This is a genomic window from Caldimonas caldifontis (assembly GCF_002930615.1).
Classification (GTDB): Bacteria; Pseudomonadota; Gammaproteobacteria; order Burkholderiales; family Burkholderiaceae_C; genus Caldimonas; species Caldimonas caldifontis.
Map to the genome: position 1 here is coordinate 88,340 of NZ_PSNX01000012.1, position 15,008 is coordinate 103,347.

General features: G+C 68.8%; 14 protein-coding genes. 9 read left to right on the forward strand and 5 right to left on the reverse strand.

The features are described 5' to 3' along the window. Positions 1 to 21 precede the first annotated feature (21 nt). Positions 22 to 1,122: an aromatic ring-hydroxylating oxygenase subunit alpha gene (locus C1704_RS13550; protein WP_104303301.1), complete on the reverse strand. Its 1,101-nt coding sequence runs from the start codon at positions 1,120 to 1,122 to the stop codon at positions 22 to 24. Positions 1,123 to 1,393: 271 nt separating this feature from the next. On the opposite strand from C1704_RS13550, the gene xseB reads away from it, so the two are divergent. The 3 genes from xseB to dxs are packed head-to-tail and all read left to right on the forward strand — an operon-like array spanning position 1,394 to position 4,421. Beyond that, a complete protein-coding gene (gene xseB, locus C1704_RS13555; RefSeq protein ID WP_104303269.1) occupies positions 1,394 to 1,636 on the forward strand; it encodes an exodeoxyribonuclease VII small subunit in 243 nt (80 codons plus the stop codon). Further along, on the forward strand, positions 1,633 to 2,526 hold the full coding sequence (locus tag C1704_RS13560; protein WP_104303270.1) for a polyprenyl synthetase family protein: 894 nt from the start codon (positions 1,633 to 1,635) through the stop codon (positions 2,524 to 2,526). Before xseB ends, C1704_RS13560 begins: the two co-directional genes overlap by 4 nt. Continuing rightward, the gene (gene dxs, locus C1704_RS13565; protein WP_104303271.1) at positions 2,526 to 4,421 is read left to right on the forward strand and encodes a 1-deoxy-D-xylulose-5-phosphate synthase; all 1,896 of its coding nucleotides are present in this window, start codon (positions 2,526 to 2,528) and stop codon (positions 4,419 to 4,421) included. Before C1704_RS13560 ends, dxs begins: the two co-directional genes overlap by 1 nt. A gap of 18 nt (positions 4,422 to 4,439) precedes the next feature. Here dxs and selD read toward each other — a convergent pair whose 3' ends face one another. Further along, on the reverse strand, positions 4,440 to 5,498 hold the full coding sequence (gene selD / locus C1704_RS13570; RefSeq protein WP_104303272.1) for a selenide, water dikinase SelD: 1,059 nt from the start codon (positions 5,496 to 5,498) through the stop codon (positions 4,440 to 4,442). Beyond that, positions 5,495 to 6,445, reverse strand: coding sequence for a selenoneine biosynthesis selenosugar synthase SenB (gene senB, locus C1704_RS13575; RefSeq protein WP_245876486.1), 951 nt, complete (start codon positions 6,443 to 6,445; stop codon positions 5,495 to 5,497). Before senB ends, selD begins: the two co-directional genes overlap by 4 nt. Here senB and senA point away from each other — a divergent pair. Then, a complete protein-coding gene (gene senA, locus C1704_RS13580) occupies positions 6,438 to 7,691 on the forward strand; it encodes a selenoneine synthase SenA (protein WP_170064703.1) in 1,254 nt (417 codons plus the stop codon). The genes senB and senA overlap by 8 nt on opposite strands. Here the strand turns inward: senA and C1704_RS13585 are convergent, their stop codons facing one another. Next, entirely contained in the window at positions 7,692 to 8,795 is a 1,104-nt protein-coding gene (locus C1704_RS13585; RefSeq protein WP_104303275.1) for a substrate-binding domain-containing protein, read from the reverse strand. It lies immediately after the preceding gene. Between the two features lie 64 nt (positions 8,796 to 8,859). Here C1704_RS13585 and C1704_RS13590 point away from each other — a divergent pair, with 64 nt between their 5' ends. From C1704_RS13590 to C1704_RS13600, 3 genes are read left to right on the forward strand one after another with little or no spacing between them, the layout of a single operon-like run. Further along, positions 8,860 to 9,573: an ABC transporter permease gene (locus C1704_RS13590; protein WP_104303276.1), complete on the forward strand. Its 714-nt coding sequence runs from the start codon at positions 8,860 to 8,862 to the stop codon at positions 9,571 to 9,573. Beyond that, positions 9,570 to 10,334, forward strand: a complete 765-nt coding sequence (locus C1704_RS13595) for an ABC transporter ATP-binding protein (protein WP_104303277.1) — start codon at positions 9,570 to 9,572, stop codon at positions 10,332 to 10,334. Before C1704_RS13590 ends, C1704_RS13595 begins: the two co-directional genes overlap by 4 nt. A 20-nt stretch (positions 10,335 to 10,354) precedes the next feature. Next, complete coding sequence (locus C1704_RS13600; protein ID WP_245876491.1) at positions 10,355 to 11,158, forward strand: ABC transporter substrate-binding protein; 804 nt, start codon at positions 10,355 to 10,357, stop codon at positions 11,156 to 11,158. A gap of 6 nt (positions 11,159 to 11,164) precedes the next feature. Here C1704_RS13600 and C1704_RS13605 read toward each other — a convergent pair whose 3' ends face one another. After that, positions 11,165 to 12,337: a sigma-54-dependent Fis family transcriptional regulator gene (locus C1704_RS13605; RefSeq protein ID WP_104303279.1), complete on the reverse strand. Its 1,173-nt coding sequence runs from the start codon at positions 12,335 to 12,337 to the stop codon at positions 11,165 to 11,167. A gap of 282 nt (positions 12,338 to 12,619) precedes the next feature. Here C1704_RS13605 and C1704_RS13610 point away from each other — a divergent pair, with 282 nt between their 5' ends. Further along, entirely contained in the window at positions 12,620 to 13,096 is a 477-nt protein-coding gene (locus C1704_RS13610; protein WP_104303280.1) for a 4Fe-4S dicluster domain-containing protein, read from the forward strand. Positions 13,097 to 13,108: 12 nt separating this feature from the next. Next, positions 13,109 to 14,956: an aldehyde ferredoxin oxidoreductase family protein gene (locus C1704_RS13615; RefSeq protein WP_104303281.1), complete on the forward strand. Its 1,848-nt coding sequence runs from the start codon at positions 13,109 to 13,111 to the stop codon at positions 14,954 to 14,956. Positions 14,957 to 15,008 lie beyond the last annotated feature (52 nt).

Below are 15,008 nucleotides of genomic sequence, written 5' to 3' on the forward strand. Positions count from 1 at the left end.
GCTGCACAGAGCGGGGCACTGTCAGAGGCTGCCCAGCTTGTCGCGATACCACTCATGGAAGTGCTGCATGCCGTCTTCCATGGGGCTCTGGTAGGGGCCGACCTCGTTGTCGCCACGATCGAGCAGGGCCTTGCGGCCCCAGTCCATGCGCAGCGCGATCTCGTCGTCCTCGATGCAGGTCTCCATGTAGGCGGCGCGCTGGGCCTCCACGAACTCGCGTTCGAAGGCGGCGATGTCCTCGGGGTAGAAGAACTCCACCACGTTGAGCGTCTTCTGTGGCCCCTTGGGGTGCAGCGTGGACACCACCAGCACATGCGGATACCACTCCACCATGATGTGCGGGTAGTAGGTCAGCCAGATGGCCCCATGGGTGGGGGCCACGCCGCCACGGTAGTTGAGCAGCACCTCATGCCACTTGCGGTAGACGTCCGACCCAGGCTTGCCCAGAGCATTCGACACGCCCACGGTCTGCACCGAATACTCGCGGCCGAACTCCCAGCGCAGGTCGTCGCAGGTCACGAAGTTGCCCAGGCCCGGGTGGAAGGGACCGACGTGGTAGTCCTCCAGGTAGACCTCGATGAAGGTCTTCCAGTTGTAGTCGCACTCGTGCATCTCGACGTGATCGAGCACGTAGCCCGAAAAGTCGAGATCCTTGAGCGGGCCGAGGCCGGCCAGGTCGGCGGCAATGTCGCGGCCGTTGTCCTCGAACAGCAGGCCGTTCCACTCGCGCAACTTGTAGTTGTTGAGGTTCAGGCAGGGGTCCTGCGCGAAATGCGGGGCACCCAGCAGCTGGCCGTCCAGTGCGTAGGTCCAGCGGTGCAGGGGGCACACGATGGTGCTCTTCGTGTTGCCGCGCCCGCGCAGCATCACGGCCTGGCGGTGGCGGCATACGTTCGAGATCAGCTCGATGCCCCGCTGCGAGCGCACCAGGGCGCGGCCTTCGCCTTCCTGGGGCAGCGCGTAGTGGTCTCCCACCTCGGGTACCGCGAGCGCATGCCCGAGGTACCGCGGACCGCCATGGAAGATGAGCTCCATCTCGCGACGGAAGAGTTCGTCGCTGAAATATGCCGATACCGGCAGTTGCGTGTGGCTTTGCTCAAGGGCAATGCTTAGGTCTGACATGATCCCCAGGATCTCCAAAAACCAATGTCCAACCACCACCCACGGTGGGCCCATCTTTCCCGGAAGGCGCCATGTGCCCGGAGTCCTTGCGGATGCCTCCATTCGTCTGGGACAGCCGGTCTGGCGCGGGGAAACCTTGAATTTTAGCCCCGGGGGGGTGGACGGGGCGGGTGGCCCTACGGGGCGGTGCGGCTTGCCACATCGTGGGGCCGGCTGACGGTCGGGACCTCAGCAAGTGCTTGACTACAATGGTCTGATTTGACCCTTCGCCATGCCCAAGACCCCTTCCCCTGCGAGCGCGGCCGCGCCCGCGGCCAGCTATGAAGAAGCGCTGGCCGAGCTGGAGCGGCTGATCAGCCAGCTCGAGTCCGGCCAGCTGCCGCTGGACAAGCTGCTGGAAAGCTACCAGCGCGGGGCGCAGTTGCTGGAATACTGCCGCGGCCGCCTGGAGGCCGTGGAGACCCAGGTCAAGGTCATCGAGGACGGGCAGCTCAAGCCCTGGGCTGCGGCATGAGCGGCGCCACCGACTTTCCGGCCTGGTCGGCTGCCGCACTCGACCGTGTCGAGGGGGCGCTCGACCGCCTGGTGCCCGCTGACGCCCCGGCGCAGCTGGGCGAGGCCATGCGCTATGGCGTGCTCGAGGGCGGCAAACGGGTGCGGGCCCTGCTGGTGCTGGCAGCCGCCGAAGCTGTCCGGGGTCAGGAGGCGGCCGCGCTGCGGGCGGCCTGTGCCGTGGAGCTCATCCACGCCTATTCCCTGATCCACGACGACATGCCCTGCATGGACAACGACGTGTTGCGCCGGGGCAAGCCCACGGTGCATGTGCGCTATGGCGAAGCGCTGGCGATGCTGGCCGGTGATGCCATGCAGGGCCTGGCTTTCGAGGTGCTCACGCCCGACACCGCCGAGGTGCCTGCCGCCTTGCAGGCCCGCCTGTGCGCCCTGCTGGCGCGCGCTGCCGGCCATGCCGGCATGGCCGGCGGACAGGCCATCGACCTCGCCTCGGTGGGGCGCGCCCTCGGTGAAGCCGAGTTGCGCCACATGCACCGCTGCAAGACGGGCGCGCTGCTGCATGGCAGCGTGATGATGGGAGCGGCCTGCGGGGCCGCCGATTCGGCCGCGCTGGCGGCGCTGTCCGACTACGGCTGGGCCATCGGCCTGGCCTTCCAGGTGGTCGATGACATCCTGGACGTGACCCAGGCCTCCGAGACCCTGGGCAAGACGGCGGGCAAGGATGCCCAGGACAACAAGCCCACCTACGTGTCGCTGATGGGGCTGGAGGCCGCGCGCCGCCATGCTGGCGAACTGCACGAACAGGCGCGTGCGGCGCTGGTCCGCAGTGGCCTGGCCGACACCCGCTGGCTGGACGCGCTGGCCTCGCGCATCGTGAACCGGGAACACTGATGAACTACCCTCTGCTCGAAACCATCCAGAGCCCGGCCGATCTGCGCCGGCTGCCGCGCACCGAGCTCAAACGCCTGGCGACCGAACTGCGTGAATTCGTGCTGCACAGCGTGTCGCAGACCGGTGGGCACCTCTCTTCCAACCTGGGCACGGTGGAGCTCACGATTGCCCTGCACTACGTCTTCAACACGCCCGAGGACCGGCTGGTGTGGGATGTGGGCCACCAGACCTACCCGCACAAGATCCTCACCGGCCGCCGCGATCGCATGCACACGCTGCGCCAGTTTGGCGGCATCAGCGGTTTCCCGCGCCGAGACGAGAGCCCCTACGACACCTTCGGCACGGCACACTCGTCCACGTCGATCTCGGCCGCTCTGGGCATGGCCCTGGCCGCCAAGCAGAAGGGCGAGGACCGTCGCGCGGTGGCCATCATCGGCGACGGCGCCATGACGGCGGGCATGGCCTTCGAGGCGCTGAACAACGCGGGGGTGCAGCATGCCGTGGGCCTGGCCGACATGCTGGTGGTGCTCAACGACAACGACATGTCGATCAGCCCGCCGGTGGGAGCGCTCAACAAGTACCTGGCCCGCCTGATGAGCGGCAGCTTCTATGCGGCGGCCCGCGAGGGCGCCAAGGCCGTGCTGAAGAACGCGCCGCCGCTGTTCGAGCTGGCGCGACGCTTCGAGGAGCATGCCAAGGGCATGGTCGTGCCCGGCACCATCTTCGAGGAGTTCGGCTTCACCTACGTGGGCCCCATCGACGGGCACGACCTCGACGCGCTGATCCCCACGCTGGAGAACCTGCGCGCGCGCAAGGGTCCGCACTTCCTGCATGTGGTCACCAAGAAAGGCTACGGCTACAAGCTGGCCGAGGCCGACCCCATCGCCTACCATGGCCCGGGCAAGTTCGACCCGGCCCAGGGCCTGGTCAAGCCGGCCACGCCGCCCAAGACCACCTTCACCCAGGTCTTCGGCCAGTGGCTGTGCGACATGGCCGAGGCCGACCCCAAGCTGGTGGCCATCACGCCGGCCATGCGCGAAGGCTCGGGCATGGTGGAGTTCCACAAGCGCTTCCCCACGCGCTACCACGATGTGGGCATCGCCGAGCAGCATGCGCTGACCTTTGCCGCCGGCCTGGCCTGCGAAGGCCTCAAGCCCGTGGTGGCCATCTATTCCACCTTCCTGCAGCGCGCCTACGACCAGCTCATCCATGACGTGGCCCTGCAGAAGCTGCCCATGGTGCTGGCGCTCGACCGCGCGGGCGTCGTCGGGGCCGACGGCGCCACCCATATGGGCGCCTTCGACATCGCCTTCTTGCGCTGCATTCCGAACGTGAGCGTGCTCACCCCGGCCGACGAGAACGAATGCCGGCAGCTGCTCTACACCGCCCACCTGCAGGACCACCCGGTGGCCGTGCGCTACCCGCGGGGTGCCGGCGTGGGGACCGAGATCCAGAAGGAAATGACGGCGGTGCCCTTCGGCAAGGGCGAGGTGCGCCGGCGCGGCCAGCGCATTGCCATCCTGGCCTTCGGAACCTTGCTGTATCCGGCGCTGCAGGCAGCCGACAAGCTTGACGCCACCGTGGCCAACATGCGCTTCGTCAAGCCCCTGGATGCCGCGCTGGTGGAGGAGCTGGCGCGCAGCCACGATGCCCTGGTGACGGTGGAAGAAGGCTGCGCCATGGGCGGCGCCGGCAGCGCGGTGGCCGAGGCCCTGCACGCCGCGGGACTGCAGACGCCGGTGCTGATGCTCGGGTTCAAGGACGAGTTCGTCGAGCATGGCGATCCGGCCAAACTGCTGGCTTTGCTGGGGCTCGACGCCGAGGGCATCGAGCGCAGCATCCTGCAGCGCTTTGGCGCCAAGCTCGAACTGGTGAAGCCGGCGGCCAACCAGTAAGCCGCGAAGGCGGTGGCTTCAGGCCACCGTCAGTCCTGCCGGGCCGGCCTCGACCCGGCCCACCACGGCAGCCTGCCCGAAGCCCCGGCGGTGGAAGACCGCCAGCACGGTTTCGACCGCCTGGGGCTCGCAGGCCACCAGCAGGCCCCCGCTGGTCTGCGGGTCGGTCAGCAGCGCACGATCGGCCTCGGCAAAGCCCGCAGGCAGCGTCACGTCGGCCCCATAGCTGGCCCAGTTGCGGCCCGAAGCGCCGGTGACGAATCCCCGCGAGGCCAGGTCGCGCACGCCCTCCAGCAGGGGCACCTGGGCCCAGTCGATCACCGCCCGGTGCCCGGCCCCGCGCGCCAGCTCCAGGCCGTGTCCGGCCAGGCCGAACCCGGTGACGTCGGTCAGGGCATGCACGCCGGCCAGCTCGGCCAGGTCGGTGCCGGGGGTGTTCAGGCGGGTGGTGGTGTCGATCATGCGCCGGTAGCCGGCCTCATCCAGCGCCTCCTTCTTCAGCGCGGCCGAGAGCACGCCCACGCCCAGCGGCTTGCCCAGCACCAGCACGTCACCGGGACGGGCACCCGCGTTGCGCTTGACCTTGTCGGGGTGGACCAGGCCCAGCACCACCAGGCCGTAGATGGGCTCGACGGAGTCGATGGTGTGCCCGCCGGCGATGGGGATGCCGGCCTCGCGGCACACGCTTTCGCCACCTTGCAGGATGCGCCCGATCACCTCCAGCGGCAACACATTGACGGGCATGCCCACGATGCCCAGCGCGAAGATCGGGGTGCCGCCCATCGCGTAGACATCCGAGATGGCGTTGGTGGCCGCAATGCGCCCGAAATCGTGCGGGTCGTCCACGATGGGCATGAAGAAGTCGGTGGTGGCGATCAGGGCCTGCTGGTCGTTGAGGCGGTACACCGCCGCGTCATCGGCGGTCTCGATGCCCACCATCAGGGCCTCGGGCACGGGCAGGCCGCGGCTGGAGCGCAGGATCTCGGACAGCACGCCGGGCGCGATCTTGCAGCCGCAGCCGCCGCCGTGCGAGAGGGAGGTCAGGCGGGGATGGGGGGGCAGGGGGGAAGCGGTCACATCAGGTCTCCAAGCCACTGGCCCACGCAGTGTAGGACGAGGGCGCGTTCCCGGTCGGGCTCGAAGAGCGTCGCCCTGCGCTGACCCTGGGCTTGCAGCGCTTCAAGGAAGCCCGGTTCGTCGCGGCAGCGGGCCACCAGGGACGCCAGCGCGGCGTCGTCGCCCACCGGGAAGTAGCCGGCATGGTCCGGCCCAAGCATTCCGAGGTTGCCCGACATGCGCGAGGCCAGCACCGGCGTGCCGCTGCGCACGGCCTCGGCGATGACCAGGGCACCGCCTTCCATGCGTGAGCAGTTCACCAGCACATCGGCACGCCGGATGTGCTGGCGCGTCTGCCCCCGGGGCAGTCCGCCCAGCCAGCGAAAGCGCGGCAAGGCGCGGGCCACGGCCTCGGCGCCTTCGGCCCAGCGTGGCTCGAGGGCGCGCCCGATCTGGGTCCAGTGGATATCGTGGCGACCCGCCAGCCGCGCGGCGGCCCGCCAGAAGGTGCCGGGGTCCTTTTCCTCGCGCAGGTGCCCCACCATGAGCACATTCAGCCACCGGGTGTGGAAGGGCGCATGCCCTTGTGCCGGCACCGACTGGTGGATGACTGTCGCACGGGTGCGTGCCGACGGCGGGAGCAGTGCAAGGCCCTCCTCCTGCAGCACCACCAAGCCGTCTGCTACATCGAGGCTGGCCTGGGCGCTGGTGTCGATGGCGAGGTCACGATAGAGGTCGGTGCCAGTGAGCACCAGCAGGCGGGGCACGGCGGGGTGGGCCTGGGCGTGACGCAGCAGCGAATCGGCCGAGCGGCGGGCATGCAGGGCGATCAGCAGGTCGCAGGGTTCGCCCTGCCAGCGCTCGACGATGCGGATGCGACAATGCCCTTGCAGCATGCGCGACCAGCGCCGGGCGGTGTGCCAGTTGCCGTTGTTGGCTTCAGGCCGCGCCGGACAGACGATGACCACCGTGGGCCGGCGGGCGCGTGGTGAAGACGAGGGGATCCGCAACGTGCTCGACATCGACACTCCCTTGCTGCGCCAGGTGGGGCGGGATGCCCTTTCGCTGGCGCTCATCGATGCCCGCAACTGTACGTTGCGCCGCTTCGAGGCCTATGAGCGGGCCGGCGCCCTGGCGGTGCCCTGCCTACCTGAGCTCAACCCTCCGCTGTGGGAGCTGGGCCATGTGGCCTGGTTCCAGGAGTACTGGGTCGGGCGCAATGTCGAACGCTACCGTGGCGCCCAGGCCGACCCGACGCGGCCCAAGCTGGCCTCCATCCTGCCCCAGGCCGACGCCTGGTACGACTCCTCGCGGGTGCCGCACGACGAGCGCTGGTCGCTGGCGCTGCCCGATGCGCCCGACACGCGGGCCTACCTCGTGGACACGCTGGAGGCCACGCTGGACCTTCTGAGCGGGGCTCCCGAGACCGACGAGGGTCTGTACTTCTTCCGGCTCGCGCTCTTCCACGAGGACATGCACGCGGAGGCGTTTGCCTACATGGCCCAGACCCTGGGGCTGCCCATGCCCGACCTGCCGCCCGCCGAGTTTTTTGCCCCACGCGACCCGATCACGGTGCCGCACTGCCGCTGGACCCTGGGCAGCGCTCGCGGGGAGGGCTTCGTGTTCGACAACGAGAAATGGGCCCATGAGGTGCGCCTGCCGGAGTTCGAGATCGACGCTCAGCCGGTGAGCTGGGCCCAGTTCCTCGAGTTCATCGAGGATGGGGGGTATGAGGACCGCCGCTGGTGGAGCGACGACGGCTGGGCCTGGGTGCAACGCGATGCGCGCACGGCACCGCGCCACGTGGAGCAGGTGCGCCACGGCGTGCTGGCGCGGCAGTTCGGCGCACTCACCCAGGTGCCGCTGGCCGCGCCGGCCACCCACGTGAGCTGCCACGAGGCCGAGGCCTGGTGCCGCTGGGCGGGACGGCGTCTGCCTTTCGAAGCGGAGTGGGAAGCCGCGGCCTCGCTGGGTCGGCGGCGGGGCTTTCGCCACGGCGAGGTGTGGGAATGGACGGCCAGCCGTTTCAAGCCCTTCGAGGGCTTCGAGCCGGACCCCTATCGCGACTACTCGCTGCCCTGGTTCGGCACGCACCGGGTGCTCAAAGGCGGCTCACGGGCCACACGAGGTCGCCTGAAGGACCCGAAGTACCGCAACTTCTATCTGCCGCACCGTGACGACATCTTCTGCGGCTTCCGCTCCTGTGCTCTGTGATCAGGCCTTTGCGGGCTTGGGGCGGCGGTAGGTCCACCAGGGCAGCACCGAGCGCAGGCTGAGCACCTCGCCGCAATGGTCGAGGTTATAGCCGGGCAGCGCGGCCAGCTCGATCTGCCACTGCGGGTCACGCAGGGCCCGCATCAGCTGCTGTACGGCGGGCTGGTCCAGGCTGATGGCGAGCACGGCCAGCAGGTAGCGTTCACGCGCGAGCGGCAGGAAATCCAGGCCACGCGACTGTGCGGCCATCTCGATGCCGAAGCCGGCATCGGCCTGTCCGCTGGCCACCGCCTCGGCCACGGCCGCGTGCGAGGGCTCGGTGCGGGCCGCCTGGAACATCGTGCGCGCGTCCAGGCCTTGCTCCGCGCACAGCTCTTCGAACAGCACGCGCGAGCCGGTGCCTCGCGGCCGGTGCACGAAGCGCAGGCCCGGGCGCGCCAGGTCCACGAGGCCGCGCAGGCCCAGCGGGTTGCCTTTCGCCACGATGAGGCCCTGGCTGCGCTGGGCGAAGCCGATGAGCTTGTGCCGGCCGGGCTTCAGGCGCGGCCGATAGGTGCGCGCGGTGGTCGAGCGGCGATCGGCATCGACACGCACGTGGAAGCCTGCCAGGAGGCAGCGGCCCTCGTTCAGGGCATCCAGCGCATCGACGCTGCCGCCGAACTGCAGGTCCAGGTGCAGGCCGGCCCGTGCGGTGCGTTCGCGCAGGCGCGGCAGCGCTTCGTCGTGGCTGGCCTGCAGGCTCAGCACCTGGGCCTGCTCGTCGAAGACCACGGCGAAGGTGCGCTCGAGCTCGCTGCGCAACGCCTCGATCTGCGGTGCGAGTCGCGCACGGGCGCGGCGCTCGGCCCACAGCAGCTTGTCGCCGAACGGCGAGAGCTGCGCCCGCTGCCCCTTGATCCATAGCACCAGCGGCTGGCCGAGCTCGCCTTCCCAGCGCTTGAGTTCGCCCCAGACGTGGCGGTAGGACAGGTTCAGCTCGCGTGCCGCGGCCGAGATCGAGCCGCACCGATGGATGGCTTCGAGCAGCTGCATCAGGGGGTGGTGCAGGTCGTCGGCCGGTTCATCCGGTGCGCACAGCGCATAGCGCAGGGAGATCCTATGCATGAGGCTTCATATCGCCGGGACAGGCAGGGACGCCTAGCATAGCGAGCGTTGTCCGAAGCCTTGCATGAACACCTTTGCCGACAGCTTCGCCCAGGCGATTGCGCTGCTGCTTTCCTTCGATCCCCGCCTCTGGAACATCGTGGCGCTGTCGCTGCAGGTCAGTGGGCTGGCCAGCGTGATCGCGATGGCGCTGGGCCTGTTGCTGGGCGCATGGATCGCCGCGGCCCGGTTCCGGGGCCGCCACGCGGTGCTGGTGCTGCTCAACACCTCGCTGGCGCTGCCGGCCGTGGTGGTCGGTCTGGTGGTCTACCTGCTGCTGTCACGCGCCGGCCCGCTCGGGCCGCTGGGGATGCTCTTCACACCCACGGCGATGGTGATCGCGCAGGTGGTGCTGGTGCTGCCCATCGTCACGGCCCTGGTCCGGCAGAACCTGGAAGGGGCGCTGAACGATCACGGCGAGCAGTTGCGCTCCCTGGGGGCCGGGCGCTTTGCCAGCGCGCTCATCCTGGCCTGGGACGAACGCATGGCGCTGGCCACGGTGGCGCTGGCGGCCTTCGGGCGCGCCATTGCCGAGGTGGGCGCGGTGATGATCGTGGGCGGCAACATCGACGGCGTGACACGCGTGATGACCACCGCGATCGCGCTGGAGACCAGCAAGGGCGACCTGCCGCTGGCCCTGGGCCTGGGCCTGGTGCTGATGGCGGTGGTGCTGACGCTGAACGTGCTCATCGCGGGACTGAGGCAGTGGCGCGAGCGACAGGATGAGGCCTTTGCATGACGCCCCCGGTCACTCCTTTGCGCCTGGTGAGCCGGACGGCGTCGGCGCAGCCGGCGCTGCAGATCGAACTCGAAGGGGCCTGTGTGCGCTTCGGCCGCAAGACGGCCCTGCACGGCGTGAGCCTGCAGGTGCGTGCCGGCGAACGCATTGCCTTCGTGGGGGCCAATGGCTCGGGCAAGAGCACCCTGCTGAGGGCCTTGCATGGCCTGGTGCCGCTGGCCGAGGGCCGCAGGCACTGCGGTGTGCGCGAGGACGGCAGCGTGTGGCGGCAGGCCATGGTGTTCCAGCGCCCCCACATGCTGCGCCTGAGCGCACGTCACAACGTGGCCCTGGGGCTGTGGCTGGCCGGGGTGCCCTGGCGTGAATGTGGTGCCCGTGCCGATGAGGCTTTGCACCGCGTGGGTCTGGAGGCCCAGGCGCGTCGCCCGGCCCGGGTGCTGTCGGGAGGGCAGCAGCAGCGCGTGGCCCTGGCACGAGCGTGGGCGCTGCGGCCCGATGTGCTGCTGCTGGACGAGCCCACGGCAAGCCTGGACCCGTCGGCCAAGCGCGAGGTCGAGGCCCTCATCGAGCAGTTCGAGGCCCAGGGGCTCACCGTGCTGATGAGTTCGCACAACCTGGGCCAGGTCAAGCGTCTGGCCAATCGGGTCGTCTACCTCGAACGAGGCCATCTGGTGGCCGATGTCGATGTCGATCACTTCTTCCACGGCGAGCTGCCGCGGGAGGCTCAACTCTTCCTCAAAGGAGAACTGCCGTGGCGTTGACTCGCTGGCCGTGGGGTCGTCTGACTGGCTTCGGGCTGCTGGTGCTGGCCTGCGGGTTCGCGCAGGCCCAGAGCCGCTTCATCGTGGTGGCCTCCACCACCTCCACCGAGCAGTCGGGCCTGTTCGCCCACCTGTTGCCGGCCTTCCGGCGGGCCAGCGGCATCGACGTGCGGGTGGTGGCGCTGGGCACCGGCCAGGCCCTGGACATGGGTCGCCGCGGCGACGCCGACGTGGTCTTCGTGCACGACCCGGCCGCCGAGGAGAAGTTCCTGGCCGAAGGCTTCGGGGTGAAGCGCTTTCCGGTCATGTACAACGACTTCGTGATCGTGGGGCCAAAGAGTGATCCCGCCGGGGCGAAAGGGCGCGACGTGGTGGCGGGATTGCAGAAGGTGGCCGCACGAGGCGCCCCCTTCATCTCCCGCGGCGACAAGAGCGGCACACACGCCGCCGAGCTGCGCTACTGGAAGGCCGCCGGCGTCGAGGCACCTGAGGCCCGTGTGGCCGGCTACAAGGCCTGCGGCTGCGGCATGGGGCCGGCGCTGAACATCGCCTCCAGCAGCCATGCGTACGCGCTCGCCGACCGCGGCACCTGGCTGTCGTTCAGGAACCGGGGGCCGCTGGCGGTGCTGGTGGAAGGTGATCGCCGCCTCGTCAACCAGTATGGCGTGATGGTCGTCAACCCGGCTCGCCACCCGCATGTGAAGACCGAGCTGGCGCAGACCTTCGTGGACTGGCTGATCTCGGATGCGGGCCAGTCGGCCATCGCCACCTACACGATCGGGGGCGAGCCGCTCTTCTTTCCGAACGCGAAGACGGCGCCCTGAGAAGCGTCAGTCCGGCGGTAGGGCCCCCTTGCGCAGCTTGCGGTAGAGCGTGTTACGGCCAATGCCGAGTTGCCGGGCGGCCTGGGACAGATTGCCGCCCGCGGCGGCGACCGCACGGCGGATGGTGTCCAGCTCCACCGCTTCGAGCGTGCCGCCGGGCGGGACCGTCGCGGCCTGTGCCGAGGCGGCAACGGCGGGCCTGACGGGCGGGGCGGCGATCGTTGCGGGCATCGAGGGCCACAAGGTGGGCCAGTTGAAAAAGGCCCGCAGGTGCACGGGCTCTTCGCGCCCATCGGCAGCGCGCAGCATCAGCGTGAGCGGCTCGTCGCCGCGGCGCCGGCAGTGGTCGATGATCGCGCTGACCGTGATGCCCAGCACGGCCTCCAGGCCCTGCATGCGCAGCGCCGCGGCACTCATGCCCAGTTGCTGCAGCGCCGCACGGTTGGCCCCCAGGATGGCCCCGTCCGGGGACACGGCGAGCAGACCCTCGCGCACGGTGCCCAGCATCTCGGCGCGTGCGTGGAAATGCAGGCGCAAGCCCTGGCGGAAGCGATCGCTGAACCAGTGCTTCTCGATCATCTGCGCGGACAGCCCCACCAGCGCCAGCGTGTGGGGGTGGTAGGAGCGCTGATCGCCCGTCACGTCCAGCACTCCCATCACCTGGCCGGCATGGTCGAAGATGGGCGAGGCGGAGCAGGTGAGGAAGTGGTTGGCGCGCACGAAATGCTCGGCGCCATGCACCAGCGTGGGGGTTTCGTCGAACAGCGCCGTGCCCACGGCGTTGGTGCCCTTGCTGGCCTCGGACCAGTTCACGCCGGGCGCCAGCGCAATCTGCTGGGCCTTTTCCATGAAGCCGTCGTCGCCCAGGCTGTGCAGGATGGTGCCTTGGCTGTCGGTGAGCACCACGAGACTGCGGGTGAAGACGATCTGCTCGAACAGCATTTCCATGACCGGCGCTGCGTGTTGGCACAGACGCTGGTTGCGTTCACGCATCTCGCGCAGCCGCACCTGGGGCACGGGGCTCACGTCAGGCACGGCGCGGGCGTCCACGCCCAGTGCAGCGCACCGCGCGTGGCTGCGGCGAATCGCGTGCTCGTGCGCCGCAGGCGGGGGCACGGTGGCCGGTCCCGCGGACAGGGCGCTGGGGCACTGCGGCGCCAGGCGCTGGGGCTGGGGCATCGGGGTCTCCTGGCTTTTTCGCTGGGGATCGATGAGCGGTAATCATCGGGCAAGCGAGGTAAGGTGCCTGCCCGCTCAGGTTAGGCGCAGTGTCGCACTCGGGAATCCGCTCGCCAACCCGGGTGTTCCAGCCTGGGACACCCGGGTGGCCCCAGCCGGCTGAAACCCCGGGTTAGGCCTAGGTTTGCAGCCTTGCGGCCTGGGAAGAAGATTGCAGGGCACCTGAACAGGGCGTGGCCATGCTGCGCCGCACGAACCCACCAGCCAACCGAAAGGCGAGCCATGCAAAAGGTTCTGCACATCAATCCCGAGAAGTGCACCGGCTGTCTGCAGTGCGAAATGGCCTGCAGCTACGAGAACTACGGGGTCTACGCGACGTCCAAGTCGCGCATCAAGGTCTTCGATTTCCACCACACGGGCCGCAAGGTGCCCTACACCTGCACGCAGTGCGACGAGGCCTGGTGCCTGCACGCCTGCCCGGTGGAGGCCATCACCATCGACAAGATGACCGGCGCCAAGGTCGTGAGCGAGACCACCTGCGTGGGCTGCAAGGTCTGCACCATCGCCTGCCCCTTCGGCACCATCAACTACGTGCAGGAGACGGGCAAGGTCCAGAAATGCGACTTGTGCGGGGGCGAGCCCGCTTGTGCCGAGGCCTGCCCCACCCAGGCCATCACCTTCGTCGATGCCAACTGGACCGGCCTGGACCGCATGAAGGCCTGGGCCGACAAGCTTGGCAACCAACCCGCCGCGGCCTGAAAGGAGAACACCATGTCCTGGGCTGGCAAGATCCTGCGCGTGAACCTCACCACCGGTGAGTGCAAGAGCGAACCGTTGAACATGACCTGGGCCAAGCAGTACCTGGGTTCTCGCGGCCTCGCCTCGAAATACCTGGTCAGCGAGGTCGACCCCAAGGTCGATCCGCTGTCACCGGACAACAAGATCATCTGGGCCACGGGCCCGCTCACGGGCACCATGGCGTCCACGGGGGGGCGCTACACCGTGGTCACGAAGGGGCCGCTGACCGGCGCCATCGCCTGCTCCAACTCTGGCGGCTACTGGGGTGCCGAACTGAAGATGGCCGGCTGGGACATGGTCATCTTCGAGGGAAAGTCACCCAAGCCGGTCTATCTGTCCATCGAGGACGACAAGGCCGAACTGCGCGACGCGGCCCACCTGTGGGGCAAGTCGGTGTGGGAAACCGAGGAGATCATCAAGAAGCAGCACCAGGATCCGCTCACCCGCATTTCCAGCATCGGTCTGGCGGGCGAGAACCAGGTGCTCTTTGCCGCGGTCGTCAACGACCTGCATCGCGCGGCCGGTCGCTCGGGCGTGGGTGCGGTGATGGGCAGCAAGAACCTCAAGGCCATCGCCGTGCGTGGCACGAAGGGCGTGGGCAACATCGCCAACCCCGAGGAGTTCATGAAGGTCACCTTCGAGAAAAAGAAGGTGCTGGCCGACAATGCCGTGACGGGCCAGGGCCTGCCCACCTACGGCACCCAGGTGCTGATGAACGTGATCAACGAGGTGGGGGCCTTGCCCACGCGCAACCACCGCGACAGCCAGTTCGAGGGGGCCAAGGACATCTCTGCCGAGGCCATGGCCACGCCGCGCAAGAGTGACGGCAAGCCCCAGCTCGTCACCAACCAGGCCTGCTTCGGTTGCACCATCGCCTGCGGTCGCATCAGCAAGATCGACCAGACCCACTTCTCGGTGGAGAACAAGCCGCAGTACTGGGGCGCTTCCGGTGGCCTGGAGTACGAGGCGGCGTGGGCGCTGGGTGCGGCCAACGGTGTCAATGACCTGGAGGCACTGCAATATGCCAACCTGATCTGCAACGAACAGGGCATGGATCCGATCTCCTTTGGCGCCACCGTCGGCGCGGTGATGGAGCTCTACGAGATGGGCGTGCTCAAGAAGGAGCAGATCGGCGTCGAGGCGCCTTTCGGATCGGCCAAGGCGCTGTGCGAGCTGGCGGACATGACCGCCAAAGGGGTGGGCTTCGGCAAGGACATCGGACAAGGCAGCAAGCGGCTGTGCGCAAAGTACGGTCATCCCGAGCTGTCCATGAGCGTCAAGGGGCAGGAGTTCCCCGCTTACGACGCCCGTGGCATCCAGGGCATGGGCCTGACCTATGCGACCAGCAACCGCGGGGCCTGCCACCTGCGCAGCTACACCGTGGCCTCCGAGATCCTGGGCATTCCGGTCAAGACCGATCCGCTGGTGGCCGATGGCAAGCCCGAACTGGTCAAAGCCTTCCAGGATGCCACGGCCGTGTTCGACTCGGCCGGCATCTGCATCTTCACCAGCTTCGCCTGGGGACTGGCCGATGTGCAGCCGCAGGTGGCGGCAGCCTGCGGCGAGGAGTTCTCGCTCGAGTACCTCAACGAGGTGGGGGAGCGCATCTGGAACATGGAGCGTGACTTCAACAACCGGGCGGGCTTCACCGCCAAGGACGACACCCTGCCGCCGCGCCTGCTCAACGAGGGGGCCAAGACCGGACCGGCCAAGGACCTGACCAGCAAGCTGCCCGAGATGCTGCCGAAGTACTACGAGGTGCGGGGCTGGGACGCCAACGGCCAGCTCAAGCCGGAGACACGCACCCGCCTGGGCCTGTGATCGCTGCTGTCTGACCCCGTGGGGCGGCCCAGCGCGCTGGCGCCGCCCTTCG

Coding starts and splice junctions, on each gene's coding strand:
- C1704_RS13610 (WP_104303280.1), top strand. CDS start 12,620: ATGCAAAAGGTTCTGCACATCAATCCCGAGAAGTGCACCGGCTGTCTG.
- C1704_RS13595 (WP_104303277.1), top strand. CDS start 9,570: ATGACGCCCCCGGTCACTCCTTTGCGCCTGGTGAGCCGGACGGCGTCG.
- C1704_RS13590 (WP_104303276.1), top strand. CDS start 8,860: ATGAACACCTTTGCCGACAGCTTCGCCCAGGCGATTGCGCTGCTGCTT.
- C1704_RS13615 (WP_104303281.1), top strand. CDS start 13,109: ATGTCCTGGGCTGGCAAGATCCTGCGCGTGAACCTCACCACCGGTGAG.
- C1704_RS13605 (WP_104303279.1), bottom strand. CDS start 12,337: ATGCCCCAGCCCCAGCGCCTGGCGCCGCAGTGCCCCAGCGCCCTGTCC.
- C1704_RS13585 (WP_104303275.1), bottom strand. CDS start 8,795: ATGCATAGGATCTCCCTGCGCTATGCGCTGTGCGCACCGGATGAACCG.
- senA (WP_170064703.1), top strand. CDS start 6,438: ATGACCACCGTGGGCCGGCGGGCGCGTGGTGAAGACGAGGGGATCCGC.
- xseB (WP_104303269.1), top strand. CDS start 1,394: ATGCCCAAGACCCCTTCCCCTGCGAGCGCGGCCGCGCCCGCGGCCAGC.
- dxs (WP_104303271.1), top strand. CDS start 2,526: ATGAACTACCCTCTGCTCGAAACCATCCAGAGCCCGGCCGATCTGCGC.
- C1704_RS13560 (WP_104303270.1), top strand. CDS start 1,633: ATGAGCGGCGCCACCGACTTTCCGGCCTGGTCGGCTGCCGCACTCGAC.
- C1704_RS13550 (WP_104303301.1), bottom strand. CDS start 1,122: ATGTCAGACCTAAGCATTGCCCTTGAGCAAAGCCACACGCAACTGCCG.